Source organism: Paraburkholderia sp. SECH4 (assembly GCF_030511745.1).
Lineage (GTDB): Bacteria > Pseudomonadota > Gammaproteobacteria > Burkholderiales > Burkholderiaceae > Paraburkholderia > Paraburkholderia madseniana.
Window position 1 is genome coordinate 63,866 of the sequence record NZ_JALOCP010000009.1, and the last position, 14,594, is coordinate 78,459.

Genomic DNA, 14,594 nt, shown 5'->3' on the forward strand with positions numbered 1-14,594 from the left:
TTCAGTCAAACAGTCAAGCTCACAACGAGAATATCCCCAGCACGACGCAGGCGATCGTCATGACGATCGACGCACCGAACAGCAGGGGGAACGTGAATTTCTGATGGTCGGCGAGATCGATACCGCACAGGCCGACCACAAGGAAGGTCGCCGGCGTCAGCGGGCTGACCGGAAAGCCGGTGGTCATCTGGCCAAGCAGCGCGGCCTGGCCGACATGCACGGCGGGCACACCGAGCTGGCCGGCCACTTCGGCAATCACCGGCAGCACGCCGAAGTAAAACGAGTCCGGATCGAACAGCATGCTCAGCGGCATCGACACCAGCCCGAGCGCGACGGGGATGTGGCCCGCCATGGCGGGCGGCACGAAGCCGACTGCCGCCTGTGCCATCGCTTTCAGCATGCCGCTGCCCTGCATCACGCCGGTGAACACGCCGGCCGCCAGCAGAATGCCGGCCATCATCAACGCAGCGCGCGCATGAGCGTCGATCCGCTTGCGCTGCATGTCGACGTTCGGATAGTTCACCATCAACGCGATGCATAGTCCGACCATGAACATGATGGCCGGCGGAATCTTCTCGCCCATCACGACCATCGTGCCGAGTACGACGAGCGTCAGGACGATGTTGAACCAGAAGTTTTTCGGCCGGCGCAAGGCTTGCTCTTCGGGCGTCAACTCGCGTTTTGGCATCGGTGCGGAACCGTTCGCGGCAGTGAGGCCGAGCCGCTTTTCCTCGCGCCGCCCAAGCCAGAACGCCACGCCGAAGACGAACACCAGGCCGATCAACTGCACGGGGATCAGCGGGTTGAACAACGCCGAAATCGGCAGATGCAGCGAGGCCGACGCGCGGATCATCGGCCCCGTCCACGGCAGAAAATTGATGCCGGCGGCCATCGAAACGGCCGCGGCCAGCACGCGCCGGTCCATCTTCAAGCGGTCATAGAGCGGCAGCATCGCGGGAATCGTGACGAGAAAGCACACCGCGCCGGAACCGTCGAGGTGAATCAGCAGCGCAAGCAACGTGGTGCCCATCACGATCCGTGTGGGCCGCGTGCCGACCGCGCGCAGAATGCGGTCGATGATCGGATCGAGCGTGCCGGCGTCGGTGATGGTGCCGAAGTAGAGAATCGCAAACACGAACATGCCGACGACGGGCGCGAGGCTCTTGAGCCCGTCGATCACGAATTTGCTTGTCTGAAAACCGAACCCGCCGATCAGCGACGCGGCGAGCGGCACGATGATGAGCGCCACTAGCGGCGACATCCGTTTCGACAGAATCGCGCCGAGTAGCACGACGATGGTGGCTAGCCCCAGCAGTGGCAGCATGTCCTTGTCTCCGATGTTGTTTTTTACTGTGATCCAGCGTAAGTTCGAGGCGGCGATAAATCAATTGAAATGAATTGATCGCAGCTATTACAAACCATCATGGATCTGAACCTTCGAGACATTCGCGCATTTATCGCCGTGGCGCAGACAGGCAGTTTCACGCGCGCGGCCACGCGCCTGCATCTCTCTCAACCGGCCCTGACGGTGCAAATACGGCGCCTCGAGGAAATGGTCGGCCTGCGCCTGTTCGATCGCAACAGCCGCAACGTCGCACTAACGCCGACCGGCCGCGAACTGCTGCCGCTCTTGCAAAAATCCCTGCATGACATGGAGCACGTGCTGATCGACGCGCGTGCGCTCGGCGAGGGATCGAGCGGCACGGTGCGGATCGCGTGCTTGCCCACTTTCGCGGCGAGCGTATTGCCGGAACTCGTGCAGGACCTTAAGAAGACCGTGCCGCGCGTGAGCTTTCATGTGCGCGACGTGGTCGCCAGCATGGTCAACACGCTGGTGCGCAACGAAGAAGTGGATATCGGTCTGACCGGCGGCGAACTGGGCGACGCCAGCTTCGAGGTGCTGCATGCGGGCATCGACCGGTTGGTAGCGGTGTTTCCGAAGCGCCATGCGCTGGCGCGCCGCAAACGCATCACGCTGGCCGACCTTGCCGGTGTCCCGCTCGTGCTCACCGCGCAGGGTACGAGCGTGCGGGCGGTGGTTGACAGCGCGTTTGCCGACGCGCACGCCATGCCGGAGATCGCGTGCGAGCCGACCTACATGATGAGCGCGGTCGCGATGGTGCGCGCGGGGCTCGGCGTGACCATCCTGCCGGCGTCGGCCCGCGAGGTCAGAGCGGAACCTGAACTGATAGTCCGCCCCATCGACGATCCCGCGTTCACCCGCCCTATCGCCCTCATCAAGAAGCGCGGCAGGACCCTGCCGCCCGTCACGGAAACCTTCGTTGCGGTGTTGATCGACAAGCTCGGCAGGATTTCAACGTCTGGGCTGGATTGAGATCGAGGCGCGCCCAGACTCGCCAGTCCGCCGTGTTGCGCATTATCAGTTTCCCGCGGCTTACCCTTCAATTTCAAATAGAACCCGAATCGCCACGCTATTCGTCTGTTTTAATCGAAGAGAAGCACGCTAGTATTTATATCGCGTGGGCGCGAGGAAACGTTCGCGCGCATTTTCCGAAAAACGTCGAAAACCAAAAAATGATAATCAGCCAATTTCGAATGCTCGTGGTGGCCGCGGCCTCGTTCACCACGGTCGCTCCGGCGTATGCAGGGTTAGGCGGCGCACCGACCTACCCCGTGACCGCCAGCAGTACCAGCGCAGGGGCGGCCAGTCAGGGCGGCAGCGCGGTGGCCCGCTTTGCTGCAAGCGCCAATGCGGCTTCGCCCACTTACACCGTGAGTCAGACCACGCTTGCGTCGGGCACCGTCGTAAACGAGTACATCGCGGCAGGCAACACCGTGTTTGCGTTGAGCTGGGAAGGCCCCGCCATGCCGCCGCTCAACACGCTGCTCGCCACTTACTTCCCGTCTTACGTGCAGGCACTCACCGACGCGCACGCAGCGCAAGGCGGCGGCTATGGCGCAGCCGTCGTGCGTCAGTCGGCTCTGGTCGTTGAAACGGGCGGCCATATGGGCGCCTTCGTGGGTCGAGCCTATCTGCCGCAAGCGTTGCCGCAAGGCGTTAGCGCTAACGACATCAAGTAAGTCTGTTAAAAATCAATCGAGAGAATAAAAGTGCGCAAAATCGCATGGATCATTGCCGCGGCGCTCGGGCTGAGTCTGGCTGGCTGCGGTGGGGGTGGTAGCGGGGGTAGCAACAGTGGCACCAACAGCAACACATCGATAAACGCACCGGGCGGCGGAAGTTCGCCGGCGACGTCGAGCGGAACAGGTTCTCCGTCCAACGTCCTCGCGGTGGATGCGTCGGCGGTGCCTACTGCAGTTGGTCCCGGCAATACGATAGCGGTGACGGTCAGCCAAACGGGCATTCACAATCAGCCCATGGTCAGCGTCACGATCTGTACCGACAGTACTAACGCCACCGCGAACTGCGCGACGATCCCGAATGTGATCGTCGATACCGCATCGTTTGGATTGCGCCTGGTTCGCTCAGCCATTCCGGCCGCCACATTCAGTGCGCTCGCACCCGAACTCGCCCAGCCGAGCGGTCTGCCGCTCGCCGAATGTGCGTTGTTCGGCAGCGGCTACGCATGGGGTTCCGTCCACTATGCGGACGTAGCGCTTTCGGGCGAGATTGCACAGAAAGTACCCATCCACGTGATCGGCGATTCGGCACTGACCGTGGCCGCGCCGACCGAGTGCCAGGTTGGCCGCCCCCTGGTCACCACGACCGATATCGGCGCAAACGGCATCCTCGGCATCGGCGTGAGCCCGAATGACTGCGGCATGGCATGCCAGAACGCAGCGGTGTCGGCGTTCTACTACACCAACGCCGGCACGGCCACCTCGGTGCTCGTAACCGGACAGATCACCAATCCGGTCACAAAGTTCGCGCAGGATAACAACGGTGTGATTCTGGAGATGGGCCAGATTTCCGACAGCGGCAGCGCGACGGCTCAAGGTACGCTGGTGTTCGGTATCGACACGCAAGCCAACAACGTGTTGAACGGCACGAGCGCCACGCTGATCAGGACGAACGGGAACGGCGACTTCGCGTCGAGCTACGGCGGCACCACGCTGACGAAGACGTTCTTCGATTCCGGATCGACGGTGTTGTTCTTCCCCGACTTGACGATCCCGATTGACAGCGCGTCCGGATACTACATCCCGACGACGACGGTGGGGCGGACGTCGACGCTGGTGGCAACCAGTCCGGCGAGTGTCTCACTCGGCTTCAATATCGCAAACGGAGCGACGCTGAACGCGTCGGGGAATTACGCGTTCAATAACCTCGGTATCTACTTGTCGCGGCAGTTCGACTTCGGCATGCCGTTCTTCTACGGCCGGCACGTGTACTACGGCATTTCGGGCAAGGCGTCCACGGGTGGCGGCACGGGGCCTTATGTAGCGTACGTTTCGAGCTGAGCGGTAGTGGTTCTGTAAATAAACCCGGCTCAGCGCCGGGTTTATTTCTGGTGGCGTCGAATCTGCGCAAGCGCCCTCCGCTAATAAATCCCCATCGCCCCTTCAATACTCCGCACCATCGAAACCAGCCGTGGCCCGATGTCCCCTTCGAGCTGATTCTCCTTCAGCAAATAAGACGGCACGCCGCAGTTGAACACCAGAATCTCGCCATCGGCCGAAGGTTTCATCGGCACCGCGACGGCGTGGACTTCGCGTCGCAAGTCTCCGTACGAGACGCAGAACCCACGCTCATAGAAGTAATCGATGCTGCTCATCACGCGCTCGCGAAACGTATTCCATTCATTCGGCGACTTCACCGCGATCTCGTTGCAGAGCGCCTCGCGCCGCTCTGCCGGCAGCGCGGCGAGCAGCGCGCGGCCCATCGCGGTTCGCACGATCGGATAGCTCAGGCCGATATCCGCCGGCAACCCCAAAGGCGTCGTGCTGCGGCTGCTTTCCAGATACACGACATTGAGCCGGTCGCGCATGCCAAGCGAGACCGAACCGCGAATCTGATCGGCCAGGTCCTTCATCGACGGCCGCGCGATCTGCCGGACACTCAGGCTCGCGAGCAACGGATAGCTCAACGACAACACGGCCGAGCCGAGCTGAAACTTGTTGTTCATGCGATTGACACGCAGGTAGCCGAGCCGCGTCAACGTGTAGGTGAAGCGCGAGATGGTGGCCTTGGTCATGCCGGTGCGCGCCGCCAGTTCGGCATTGCCGAGTTGCGATTCGCGCGGCGTAAAGCAATGCAGGATGTCGAGGCCGCGCGCCAACGTGGTGGCGAATTGCCGGTCGCCGTCGAATTCGTCGGGCACGTAGCGCGCCTTCGAATCCAGATAGTCGCTTGCCAGCGCCGTGGCTTCGGGAAGCTTGTTGTGGGCTGCCATGGTCGTCTCCCTTCAGATAGCCAATTTTGCGCCTCCTGTTCAGCATATCCAAACTCTGTTCTGCAGAGTCGAACAAATCACGCCGGCGACCTGTAAATCTTCGATAGTGCAGTCATAAATCGACTCACATGACGGAGACAAGCATGACCAGCAACCCCTCGCATTTCGACTCGATGCTCGCCGACGTCGCGCGTTTCGTCCGTGAAGAAGCAATTCCGCGCGAAAATGAAATCGAGCAGGCGAATGCCGTACCGGCGGATCTCGTCGAACGCATGCGCGAACTCGGCTATTTCGGCTGGAGCATTCCACGCGACTTCGGCGGCGCAGGACTGTCCACAGAGCAACTCGTGCGCGGCGCATTCGCGCTTTCGCAGGCCTCGGTGGCATTTCGCGCGCGGGTCGGCACGAATACCGGCATCGGTTCGGAAGCGCTCGTCGCCGATGGCACCGACGACCAGAAGCAGCGCTATCTGCCGCGTCTCGCTTCGGGCGAATTGACCGGCGCTTTCGCGCTGACCGAAGCGGACGCCGGCTCTGACGCTACCGCGTTGCGCACGACCGCGCGGCGCGACGGCGGTCACTACGTCCTCGATGGCAGCAAGTGCTTCATCACCAACGCGCCGATCGCGGACCTGTTCACGGTGATGGCCCGCACCGATCCGGCCGTGCCCGGCGCCGGTGGCATTTCTGCATTTCTCGTCGAACGTGGCATGCCAGGCCTCTCCACCAGCGCGCCTTACGACAAGATGGGCCAGGCGGGCTCGCCGGTCGGTGACGTAGTGTTCGATGCGTGCCGCGTGCCCGCGGCCAATCTGATCGGCGGTGTCGAAGGTCAAGGCTTCCGTACCGCGATGAAGGTGTTGAACAAGCAGCGCATTCACCTGGCCGCGCTGTGCACGGGCCCGGCAATGCGGATGCTCGACGAAGCCGTTGCGTACACATCGAAACGCGAGCAGTTCGGCAAGCCCGTAGCCGAGTTCCAGCTCGTGCAGGCGCTGATCGCCGAATGCCAGACCGAAATCTTCGCCGCGCGCTCGATGATTCTCGAAACCGCCCGCAAACGCGATGCAGGCGAGGACGTCGCGCTGGAAGCGTCGATGTGCAAGATGTTCGCCTCGGAGATGTGCGGACGCGTCGCGGACCGCGCGGTTCAGATGCTCGGCGGACGCGGCTATCTCGCGGGCAATGCGGTCGAGCGGTTCTACCGCGACGTGCGCGCGTTCCGCATCTATGAGGGCACTACGCAGATTCATCAGTTGAACATCGCGAAGATCACACTGCGGCGCGCGGCTGAGCGGGATCAAACGAAACAGAAGGACAGCGTTCACACCGACGCTGCGCGTGCCGCATGAGCGCCCTTATGAACACTGTTACGAACACCACCGCGCACGCTGCAAACACGCTCGACATTCAACGGCTCGTCGATCCACGCTCGATCGCAATCATCGGCGCCTCGAACGATCCGAAGTCGATCAGCGGCCAGCCGATGCGCTTTCTCATACAGCACGGGTATCAAGGCGCGCTGTATCCGGTGAATCCGAAGTACGCCGAGATTGCCGGCGTGGCGTGCCACGGCAGCATCGCCGCGTTACCGGCTACGCCCGATCTCGCGCTGATCCTCGTCGCGGCGCGTCGCGTTCCCGACATGCTGCGCCAATGCGGCGAAAAAGGTATCGGCTTCGCGATCATCTACAGCTCCGGATTCGCGGATGCGGGCGAAGCCGGCGCCGCGCTGCAGCGCGAATGCGCGGAAGTCGCGCAGGCGTTCGGCATCCGCGTGATCGGCCCGAACTGCCAGGGCTTCGTCAGCACGGGCGCCGGCGTCTACGCCGGATTCGGCGCACCGTTTGGCGTCGATTACCGGCGTGGTGGCCTGTCATTGATTTCGCAAAGCGGCGGCTTCGGCTGCGCGTTGCTGCTGATGGCCGACGAACTCGGCATCGGCTTGCGCCATTTCATCACCACCGGTAACGAGGCCGACGTCAGCCTGCTCGATCTCGTCGATGCCTGTATCGCGGACCCGCAAACGTCGTTGATTGCCGCGTATATCGAAGGCTTGAAGGATGCGCGGCGCCTCGTCGACGTGGCCAACCGCGCGCTCGACGCCGGCAAACCGCTGCTCGCGTGGAAAGTCGGCAACACCGCCGACGGCGCCAAAGCAGCCGCGTCGCACACGGCGAATCTGGGCGGCGCATCCGCGCTCTATCGCACGGCTTTCCGTCAGACCGGCGTGATCGAAGTCACCGATGTCGCGGATCTCGGCGACTACGCCAAGGCGTTCGAAGCCAAACGCCTGCCGCGCGGCAACCGGATCGCGGTCGTCACGCTCTCGGGCGGCGCCGGCATTCTGATCACCGATGCCTGTGCCGAACGTGGCATGTCCGTGCCCGCGTTGTCGGCAGATACGCTCGAACGGCTCAAACCGATCGTTCCCGCGTTCGCCTCGTTGAACAATCCGATCGATCTCACGGCGGGCATTCTCGCCGAGCCGAGGATTTTTGCCGACGCACTGCAGATCATTGCCGACGATCCGAACATCGACGCGATCGCGATCATGGCTGCCGCCGCGAGCGGAGAAGTCGCGCGCGTGATGGCCGAGGCAATCGTGCGCGTCTACGACGCCACGACCAAGCCGATGATGCTCGCCTGGAACGCCCGCCGCGACATGGCCGCCGGCGCATACGAAATGATCGAAACGCATGGCGTACCGCTGTATGCGACGCCCGTGCGTTGCGGTCGCGCGTTCGCGGCGTTGTCGGCCTATGCGCAGGCGCAGCGGATGCGTGCAGCGGCGCGTAGTGCAGAACCGCTTGCACGTCCGCAATACGATGCCGGGCAAGCTCGCGCGCTGCTGGCTGTCAGTCAGGGCGACCTGACCGAACATGCCTCGCAGTCGTTGCTGCGCGATTACGGCATCGAAACGCCCAGGAGCGCGCTCGCGCACAACAGCGACGAAGCATGCGCCATCGCGCGGTCGATCGGCTTTCCGCTCGTCATCAAAGTGCAATCGCCCGACATCCCGCACAAGACGGAAGCCGGCGCAGTACGAGTCGGCATCCGCGATGAAGTGGCGCTTGCCGATGCCTTCGACGAAATCATCGCGAATGCGCGCCGCCATGTGCCCCACGCGCGAATCGAAGGCGTGCTGGTGCAGGAAGAGATCCGCGATGCGATCGAGATGATCGTCGGCATAGAGAACGATGCGACGTTCGGACCGGTTGTGATGTGCGGTCTAGGCGGGATCTATGCCGAGGTGCTGAAGGACGTGGCGTTCCGGCTGGCCCCGGTCACGCACGCCGACGCCCACGCGATGGTCCGCGAATTGAGCGCCTTCGCGATGCTCGACGGTGCGCGCGGCAAACCGCCTGGTGATATCGAGGCCCTCGTCGAGACGATCGTCGCGCTCTCCACCATGGCGCTCGACCAGCAAGCGAGCCTGAAGGAACTGGATATCAATCCGCTTTTCGTGCTGCCCGCGGGCAGGGGCGTACGGGCCGGCGATGCGCTGGCGCGCTGCCTGCCGCGCGCCGCGAATGCAGCCGGCTCCGTCAACGCCGCCGACGGCATGCACGAAAGCGAGCATTGTGCTCGAGATGTCGTGGACGGATAGTGAAGCGGTGCCGGGCCGCTTTGAGATCGGACGTCGCTGATTTGCCGCGCTATATACAGTGCTATGCACCGCGCGCAGCGACACCCACCGCAGTTGGCATTCTTCGCGAGACCATCATGCACGGCTATTCGCATTCAGGCACATCGACCACGGACAACCTCACGCCCGTCGAAGTCGAACGCACTTACCGCAAGATTTTTTTCCGGCTGATTCCGTTGCTGTTTCTCTGCTACGTGATCAGCTATATCGACCGCGTCAACATCAGCTTCGCCAAGCTGCAGTTCATGCACGACCTCGGCTTCTCGGAGTCGACTTATGGCTTGGGCGCGGGGCTTTTCTTCATTGGCTACGTGCTGTTCGAAGTCCCGAGCAATCTTTGGATGCAGCGCGTCGGCGCACGCCGCACGCTGTTGCGCATCATGTTCGCATGGGGGCTGGTGTCGAGTCTGATGATGTTTGTGCGCACGCCGACGCAGTTCTATGCGATGCGCTTCCTGCTCGGCGTGACCGAAGCGGGCTTCTTCCCCGGCATCATCTTCTATCTGAGCTGCTGGTTTCCCGGCGCGCGGCGCGCACGCGTGACCGCATTTCTGATGATGGCGACCGCGGTGGCGGGGATCATCGGCGGGCCGATGTCCGGGTTCATCATGACGCGGCTTGCCGGCGTCGGCGGCTTGCCGGGCTGGCAGTGGCTGTTTCTTCTAGAAGGCGTGCCGGCCGTTACGCTCGGCATCGTTGCGTTCCTTATGCTCGGCGACAAGCCGGAAGACGTGAGCTGGCTCGACGCGCGCGAGAAAGCGCTGGTGTCGAGTGAACTCGCCGCCGACGAGAAGACCAAGCAAACCGGTCATCTCGACGGACTGCGCGGCGCGCTCGCGAACCCGCGCGTGTATTTCGCGGCACTCGTCTATTTCGCGGTGATGATGCCGTTCAACGCGATCGGCTTCTGGGCACCGACCATCATCCGCGACATGGGCGTCGCGAATGTGCTGGATGTCGGACTGTTGTCGGCGCTTGTTTTCATCGCGGCTGCGCTCGGCACCTATGTGGTGGGCGCCAGTTCCGACCGGACCATGGAACGGCGCTGGCATGTCGCGGCAAGCGCCTGCGTGACCGCGCTGGCGTTCGCGTTGCTGCCTGCCGCCGGCCATAACGTCGCGCTCGGTGTTGGCTTGCTGGCGCTGGCGGCGGCTGCGTCGTACGGCTCGTTTGTCGTGTTCTGGACGATTCCGCAGACCTTCCTGCCGCGCTCGTCGGCCGCGGGCGGTATTGCGATGATCACGAGTCTCGGCGGCACGGGTGGGTTTGTGAGTCCAGCGTTTGTCGGCTGGGTCAAAACGCAGACCGGCAGTGCGCAATATGGGTTGATTGGCTTGGCGGTGGTGCTGCTGGCCGGGGTCGTGTTGATGCTGGTGGTATTTCCGGCGCCGGGGAGAAAAGTCGCGGTGCCCACGACGGGCGGCAATGCGAATGCGCCAGCGCAACATGGGCTCGGTCAGACTCATCAGTAAGCAGGACACATCGCTGCCGAAAGACGCCGCCCATCCACCGTCCAGACGCGAAAATTCGTAGCTTTTTTGATTTTCTGGTGGCGGCGCAGGCAACCTGGTGGATCCTTGCGTTACTGAGCTCCCCAGGAAGGCACCCTCATGCAATCCCACGACGACGACCTCACCCATTTCGAAGCCCACGGCGCAGCCCCGCTGCCGGTCTCGAACGACCACGGCTACGTCGAGCACGAAGGCGCGCGAATCTGGTACGCGTCCTATGGGACCGGCAAACCGGTGATCCTGCTGCATGGCGGTCTGGGGCACAGCGGCAACTGGGGATATCAGGTCCCGGCGCTGGTCGGCTCGGGGCATCGCGTGGTGGTCATCGACAGCCGCGGCCATGGCCGCAGCACCCGCGATGCGCGTCCCTATATGTACGAGCTGATGGCCTCCGACGTTCTGGCCGTGATGGACACGTTGCAGCTCGACCGGGCCGCGATAGCCGGTTGGAGCGACGGCGCGTGCGTGGCCCTGGTGTTGGCCCGCCAGGTCCCGGAGCGGGTTGCAGGCGTGTTTTTCTTCGGCTGCAACATGGATCCGAGCGGGACGAAGAAATTCGTGCCGACACCGATCATCGATCGCTGCTTCGGGAGGCATGCCAAAGACTACGCGCAACTCTCGGCAACGCCGGACGACTTCGACGCATTTGTCGTCGCGGTCAGCGAAATGATGAGAACCCAGCCCAACTACTCCGCGCGCGATCTGGCCGGGATTCGAGTGCCGGTTGCGATCGTCCAAAGCGAGCACGACGAATTCATCAAGCCGGAACACGCCGACTATCTCGCCCGCACCATTCCCGGCGCGAAGTTGATTCTTTTGCCTGGCGTGAGCCATTTCGCCCCGCTGCAACGGCCGGATGAGTTCAACCGCGTGCTGCTAGCGTTTCTTGGCCAGGTTCTTTCCTGAACAGAACGATCACGGGCGAAGCCTCGCTCTGCCCCGAATGCACCCTGCCCCACTATTTGGCCAATCCGCCAAAATTTCACGATGTGGCATGAGCCCTTGCTTCGTAAAAAATCGTGGTGCGTGGCACAAATTCGCCATTTCGCAATGCCGCCCCACGTTGCACATCGCAAAATGACGACGACAAGTCTTTATTTTTAAACGATATTTTTTGATCGAATGAACCGTCTAACAGCCCCTTGCGCCGAGACCCACTGACGTAGACTCTTTTACAAGAGCCGGCGCTTCACGTGATGCAGCGAAATAGACGGGACGAAAACGCAATGGCAGTGTGTCCCCCGCTCCATGCATGAAGCCGCCGCGGCGCAGCGGTTTTTAAATGGCAATTGGGAGACTAAAAATGAAAGGCTTTCGCTTTGGATCGACCCAGGGAGCGTTCTACATTTTGCCGGGCCAGGGCGGTTGGGAGGCAACCTACGGCAACGAGACGCTCGGCGAATTTTCCAGCCCGCAACAGGCAGCCGATGAAGTCGCACGCGGCCTGACCTGCCCGCAGTTGACCGAAATCGACACGTCGACGCTCGACATTCCAGAAAAACTCAGCGATTGGGAAATCGTTCACGTGTGAGGGCAGGCATGACCGCCACTCACGTATGCGTAGAAACGACGATGGCGCTCCTCGGGAGCGCCATCGTCTTGTTTGCTGCTTACTTCAGTGCCTGTTTCGGTCTTTTGACCGACGGCCTCAGTACGTCATTCCGACCATTAAGCGACCGCGTCCACAATCTTGTTCAGCGTGGCGCTCGGGCGCATGGCCTTGCTCGTCAGTTCGACATTCGGACGGTAGTAACCTCCGATATCCACCGGCTTGCCTTGCGCTGCACCCAGCTCTTCGATGATCTTCGCTTCGTTGTCGGCCATGGCCTTCGCCACGCCGGCGAACTGCGCCTGCAAGGCAGCGTCTTCGGTTTGCGCAGCGAGCGCTTCCGCCCAGTACATCGCCAGGTAGAAGTGGCTGCCGCGGTTGTCGATACCGCCAACCTTGCGCGCCGGCGACTTGTCGTTGTCGAGGAACTTGCCCGTTGCCTGATCCAGCGTCCTGGCCAGAACCTGCGCCTTCGGGTTGTGATACGCGCCGCTCAGGTGTTCAAGCGAAGCCGCCAACGCCAGGAATTCGCCGAGCGAGTCCCAACGCAGGAAACCTTCTTCGACCAGTTGCTGAACGTGCTTCGGCGCCGAACCGCCAGCGCCCGTTTCGAACATGCCGCCACCAGCCATCAGCGGGACGATCGAGAGCATCTTCGCGCTGGTGCCCAGTTCCATGATCGGGAACAGGTCGGTCAGGTAGTCGCGCAGCACGTTGCCGGTGACCGAGATCGTGTCCTTGCCGGCGCGGATGCGCTCGATCGAGAACCTGGTCGCTTCGACCGGCGTCATGACGCGGATATCCAGACCGCTGGTGTCGTGGTCCTTCAGGTATTGCTCGACCTTTTTGATGATCTGGGCGTCGTGCGCGCGCGCTGCGTCCAGCCAGAAAATCGCCGGCGTGTTGGTGGCGCGTGCGCGGTTGACCGCGAGCTTGACCCAATCCTGGACCGGCGCATCTTTGGTCTGGCACATGCGCCAGATGTCGCCCGCTTCAACCGCCTGCTCGATCAGCACGGTACCGGCTGCGTCGGTCACGCGCACCACGCCGTTCGCCGGAATCTGGAACGTCTTGTCGTGTGAACCGTATTCTTCAGCGGCTTGCGCCATCAGGCCGACGTTCGGCACCGTGCCCATCGTGACCGGGTCGAATGCGCCGTTCTTCTTGCAGTCTTCGATCACTGCCTGGTAGACGCCGGCGTAGCAACGGTCCGGAATCACCGCCTTGGCATCATGCAATGCGCCGTCCGCGCCCCACATCTTGCCCGACTCGCGAATCATGGCCGGCATCGAAGCGTCGACGATCACGTCGCTCGGCACGTGCAGGCTGGTGATGCCCTTGTCCGAGTTGACCATGGCCAGTTGCGGGCGTTGCGCGTATTGAGCCTTGATGTCGGCTTCGATCGCTTCGCGCGTTTGCTCCGGCAGGTCCTTCAGGCGCGCGTACAGGTCGCCGATACCGTTGTTCGGGTTGAAGCCGGCCTGCGCCAGCGCGTCAGCGTGCTTGGTCAGCACGTCCTGGTAGAACACCGAGACCACGTGACCGAAGATGATCGGATCCGACACCTTCATCATGGTCGCTTTCAGGTGCACCGAGAACAGCACGCCCTTGCTCTTCGCATCGGCGATTTCTGCTTCGATGAAGCTGCGCAGCGCGTTCTTGGAGAGCACCGAAGCGTCGATGATCTCGCCCGCTTGCACGGCCGTCTTTTCTTTCAGGACCTTCGCCGAACCGTCGGCTGCGATCAGTTCGATCTTCACGGCGCCGGCTGCTGCGATCAGCGCCGATTTTTCGCTGCCGTAGAAATCGCCGTCGCTCATGTGCGCCACGTGCGACTTCGAGTCCGCGCTCCACGCGCCCATCTTGTGCGGGTGCTTGCGAGCGTAGTTCTTCACCGACAAGGGCGCGCGGCGATCCGAATTGCCTTCGCGCAGCACCGGGTTCACCGCGCTGCCCTTGATCTTGTCGTAACGCGCCTTGACGTCTTTTTCAGTGTCGGTATTCGCCACGTCCGGATAGGGCGGCAGCTTGAAGCCCTGATCGCGCAGCTCGGTAATCGCGGCCTTCAGTTGCGGCACCGATGCGCTGATGTTCGGCAGCTTGACGATGTTCGCTTCCGGCCGCGTGGTGAGTCCACCCAGTTCCGCCAGATCGTCGGAACCCTTCTGTTCCGCGGTCAGGTAGTCCGGGAATGCAGCGATGATCCGGCCGGCAAGCGAGATATCGCGCGTTTCAACGATCACGTCGGACGAGCGCGTGAACGCCTTGACGATCGGCAGCAGCGAATAAGTCGCCAGAGCAGGCGCTTCGTCGGTCAGGGTGTAGATGATCTTCGGCGATGTGGACATGTTTGATGCTTTGCTTGGTGAAGTGTTAGACAGAGCGTTGGTGGCACTGAGCCGCGGGGTGGCGACAAAGCAGCAAGAACGCAGCGCGACCCACGGCACTACTTTTTACGGCCCGACCGTGAGTATATGCGTGTTTTCCAGTACTCGCTGCGAAACAAACATGCCGCCGCCACGCCCCGCACAGGGTCAAGCCCCGCCAGATAAGGCTTTGAGCCGAATGCC

The 14,594-nt window shown here is 62.4% G+C and carries 11 protein-coding genes; 8 read left to right on the forward strand and 3 right to left on the reverse strand.

The features are described 5' to 3' along the window. Positions 1-19 precede the first annotated feature (19 nt). On the reverse strand, positions 20-1,324 hold the full coding sequence (locus M0D67_RS14940; RefSeq protein ID WP_154559217.1) for a CitMHS family transporter: 1,305 nt from the start codon (positions 1,322-1,324) through the stop codon (positions 20-22). A gap of 99 nt (positions 1,325-1,423) precedes the next feature. Here M0D67_RS14940 and M0D67_RS14945 point away from each other — a divergent pair, with 99 nt between their 5' ends. The 3 genes from M0D67_RS14945 (at position 1,424) to M0D67_RS14955 (ending at position 4,383) form a co-directional block, all read left to right on the forward strand. Continuing rightward, on the forward strand, positions 1,424-2,335 hold the full coding sequence (locus M0D67_RS14945) for a LysR family transcriptional regulator (protein ID WP_266239016.1): 912 nt from the start codon (positions 1,424-1,426) through the stop codon (positions 2,333-2,335). Between the two features lie 200 nt (positions 2,336-2,535). Continuing rightward, entirely contained in the window at positions 2,536-3,042 is a 507-nt protein-coding gene (locus tag M0D67_RS14950; protein ID WP_266239017.1) for a DUF2844 domain-containing protein, read from the forward strand. 30 nt (positions 3,043-3,072) lie between these two features. Further along, entirely contained in the window at positions 3,073-4,383 is a 1,311-nt protein-coding gene (locus M0D67_RS14955) for a DUF3443 family protein (RefSeq protein WP_266239018.1), read from the forward strand. Between the two features lie 80 nt (positions 4,384-4,463). Here M0D67_RS14955 and M0D67_RS14960 read toward each other — a convergent pair whose 3' ends face one another. Beyond that, complete coding sequence (locus tag M0D67_RS14960) at positions 4,464-5,315, reverse strand: IclR family transcriptional regulator (protein WP_171925924.1); 852 nt, start codon at positions 5,313-5,315, stop codon at positions 4,464-4,466. A 143-nt stretch (positions 5,316-5,458) separates the two neighbouring features. On the opposite strand from M0D67_RS14960, the gene M0D67_RS14965 reads away from it, so the two are divergent. The 5 genes from M0D67_RS14965 (at position 5,459) to M0D67_RS14985 (ending at position 12,006) form a co-directional block, all read left to right on the forward strand. Then, entirely contained in the window at positions 5,459-6,667 is a 1,209-nt protein-coding gene (locus M0D67_RS14965; RefSeq protein WP_266239019.1) for an acyl-CoA dehydrogenase family protein, read from the forward strand. Positions 6,668-6,675: 8 nt separating this feature from the next. Continuing rightward, complete coding sequence (locus M0D67_RS14970; RefSeq protein WP_266239020.1) at positions 6,676-8,925, forward strand: acetate--CoA ligase family protein; 2,250 nt, start codon at positions 6,676-6,678, stop codon at positions 8,923-8,925. A 116-nt stretch (positions 8,926-9,041) separates the two neighbouring features. After that, positions 9,042-10,436, forward strand: a complete 1,395-nt coding sequence (locus M0D67_RS14975; protein WP_266239021.1) for an MFS transporter — start codon at positions 9,042-9,044, stop codon at positions 10,434-10,436. 138 nt (positions 10,437-10,574) lie between these two features. Further along, the gene (locus M0D67_RS14980) at positions 10,575-11,381 is read left to right on the forward strand and encodes an alpha/beta fold hydrolase (RefSeq protein ID WP_266239022.1); all 807 of its coding nucleotides are present in this window, start codon (positions 10,575-10,577) and stop codon (positions 11,379-11,381) included. Positions 11,382-11,778: 397 nt separating this feature from the next. Beyond that, on the forward strand, positions 11,779-12,006 hold the full coding sequence (locus M0D67_RS14985) for a hypothetical protein (protein ID WP_154562709.1): 228 nt from the start codon (positions 11,779-11,781) through the stop codon (positions 12,004-12,006). A gap of 137 nt (positions 12,007-12,143) precedes the next feature. Here the strand turns inward: M0D67_RS14985 and M0D67_RS14990 are convergent, their stop codons facing one another. Continuing rightward, the gene (locus M0D67_RS14990; protein ID WP_266239023.1) at positions 12,144-14,372 is read right to left on the reverse strand and encodes an NADP-dependent isocitrate dehydrogenase; all 2,229 of its coding nucleotides are present in this window, start codon (positions 14,370-14,372) and stop codon (positions 12,144-12,146) included. Between the last annotated feature and the right edge of the window lie 222 nt (positions 14,373-14,594).